At 65.6% G+C, this 2,307-nt stretch carries 3 protein-coding genes; all 3 read left to right on the top strand.

From position 1 onward, the window contains the following. Nucleotides 1-93: 93 nt before the first annotated feature. The 3 genes from AC1DT2_RS21065 (at nucleotide 94) to AC1DT2_RS21055 (ending at nucleotide 2,117) form a co-directional block, all read left to right on the top strand. The gene (locus tag AC1DT2_RS21065) at nucleotides 94-1,329 is read left to right on the top strand and encodes a TraB/GumN family protein (RefSeq protein WP_477298511.1); all 1,236 of its coding nucleotides are present in this window, start codon (nucleotides 94-96) and stop codon (nucleotides 1,327-1,329) included. 96 nt (nucleotides 1,330-1,425) lie between these two features. Further along, on the top strand, nucleotides 1,426-1,746 hold the full coding sequence (locus AC1DT2_RS21060; RefSeq protein WP_477298510.1) for a c-type cytochrome: 321 nt from the start codon (nucleotides 1,426-1,428) through the stop codon (nucleotides 1,744-1,746). A gap of 14 nt (nucleotides 1,747-1,760) precedes the next feature. Further along, entirely contained in the window at nucleotides 1,761-2,117 is a 357-nt protein-coding gene (locus AC1DT2_RS21055; RefSeq protein ID WP_477298509.1) for a c-type cytochrome, read from the top strand. The last annotated feature ends 190 nt before the right edge of the window (nucleotides 2,118-2,307 follow it).

Here is a 2,307-nt window from a genome sequence, read left to right as displayed (position 1 = left end):
TCTGGCCCTTCCTGCGTGACCGTCGCATCGACGCTTACGGCGACCTGACCAAGCGCTACCGCGACTGATCCCCCTCTTAAGGACTCCGAGCGCATGATCCCTGCCGAGCACGACGCACCGCTTCCCGCGGCCCTGGAAGGCCAACCTATCGAGCGCATGAGGCGCGACGGTGTCGATTACGTCATCCTCGGCACGGCCCATGTTTCGCGTGCGAGCGTGCACGCGGTCGAAGCCCTGCTCGAAACCGAGCACTTCGACGCCGTCGCCGTGGAGCTCTGCGCCAGCCGTGCGCATGGCATTCGCGACCCGGAAGCGTTCAAGCAGCTCGACCTCTTCCAGGTGATTCGCCAGGGCAAGGCCGGCATGGTCGCGGCCAGCCTTGTGCTCGGTTCGTTCCAGAAGCGTCTCGCCGCGCAGTACGGCATCGAGCCGGGCGCCGAGATGAAAGCCGCGATGGACGGCGCCGATGCGCGCAGCATGCCGGTGTGGCTCGTCGATCGTGAAGTCGGCACGACCCTCAAACGAGCCTGGCGCAGCGTCGGTTTCTTCCAGCGGTTCGGCCTGATGGCCGGCATGCTCGGCAGTGTGTTCGAACGCGAGGAGATCGCCGAAGCCGATATCGAGAAGCTGAAGGAGTCCGATCTGCTCGAAAGCGCCTTCAGCGAGTTCGCCACCAACTCCGCGCCGCTCTACAACGCACTGATTGCCGAGCGCGATACGTACATGGCTGCGCGCCTGCGCGAGAACGGCTTGCGCATGGACACCGAGGCCGCCACGCGCAAGGTGCTGGTCGTCATCGGCGCCGGCCACCTCAAGGGCATGAGCGAGAAGCTTGCCCACCAGCATGGCGACGCGCAGGCACTCGCGGATGACCTCGCCGTCACGCCGCCCGCCTCGAAGTGGCCCAAGATCGTCGCCGTGGGCCTGGTGCTGGCGATCTTCGTCGCCATCGGCTTCGCTTTTCATCGCAGCCCCAGCCTGGGCGCCGACGCGGTGAAGAACTGGATCCTGCTGACCGGTGGCCTGTCGGCTCTGGGCGCCCTCATCGCCGGCGGCCATCCGCTGTCGATCGTGGCAGCCTTCATCGCCGGGCCCCTGAAGCCCTTTCGCCCCGGCATTCCCTCCGGCGCCATCAGCGCCATGGCCGAGGCCTGGATCCGCAAGCCGCGCGTGGTCGACTTCGAGCACCTGCGCGACGACATCACCCACTGGACGGGCTGGTGGAAGAACCGTGTGGCGCGGACCCTGCTCAACTTCTTCCTGGTTTGCGCCGGTACCATCGCCGGCGAATACATCGCGGGCTTCCACATCATTCGCAGCCTGATCTGAGGTCCGGGCCTCCCTGAGTTGTCCGCCGTCGCGACAGGCCTCTATACTTCGACGGCTTTTCAACCCCGGCCCCGCCCGGCACCCAGGGAACTCTTAATGAAGCGTCTGCAACTGGTTGGTCTGATCGCTGTAGCACTGTGCGCCGCGTCCGCCGCGCACGCCGAAGGGGACAAGGCCAAGGGACGGACGCTGGTCTATACCTGCAACGGCTGCCACGGCGTGCCGGGCTATGCCAACGCTTACCCCGAATACCACGTGCCGCATATCGCGGGCCAGAACGAGCAGTACATCGTCAACGCCCTCAAGTCCTACAAGAGCGGCGAGCGCACCCACCCGACGATGGGTATCCAGGCGCAGAGCCTGTCCGATGAGGAAATCGCGGACGTTGCCGCCTACCTCTCCAGTCTCGCCAAGTAAGCCGCCGAGGACGAATGATGATCCGTGGGTTTTCCCTGATAGCCATCGGCGCGCTACTCGCGCTGACCGCCACCCAGACCTTCGCCGGCGGTGATCCCGCCCGCGGCAAGACCAAGATCGCCACCTGCGTGGCCTGCCACGGCCAGGACGGCAATGCCGTCGACCCGCAGTACCCGCGACTGGCCGGCCAATACGCCGACTACCTCGCGATGGCCCTGCATGAGTACAAGGACGGCCGCCGCGGCAACCCGGTCATGAAGGGCTTCGCCGCCACGCTCTCCGACCAGGACATCGACGATGTCTCGGCGTATTTCGCCACGATGCCGACCAAGCTCGACGGGCTGGAGCATCACATCCAGGGTAGCGACTGAGCGGTTGCTCTGTGTGGGAGCAACTGTCTTTTTTAGACAGCCGCCCCATGCCGCCATCCGGCCTGATCACGGACCATCGCATTGATGGCCGTGATCAGGCATCGCATGCAGGCAACGATGGCCACCTTGGCTACTTTTCCCCGCGCCCGCAGGGCGCGGTAACGCTCGCCCAGGGCTGTTCCTTTTGCTC

It is taken from the genome of Luteibacter sp. P4_E6, assembly GCF_056401535.1.
This window is presented reverse-complemented; position numbering and strand designations above follow the sequence as displayed.

Coding starts and splice junctions, on each gene's coding strand:
- AC1DT2_RS21065 (WP_477298511.1), top strand. CDS start 94: ATGATCCCTGCCGAGCACGACGCACCGCTTCCCGCGGCCCTGGAAGGC.
- AC1DT2_RS21060 (WP_477298510.1), top strand. CDS start 1,426: ATGAAGCGTCTGCAACTGGTTGGTCTGATCGCTGTAGCACTGTGCGCC.
- AC1DT2_RS21055 (WP_477298509.1), top strand. CDS start 1,761: ATGATGATCCGTGGGTTTTCCCTGATAGCCATCGGCGCGCTACTCGCG.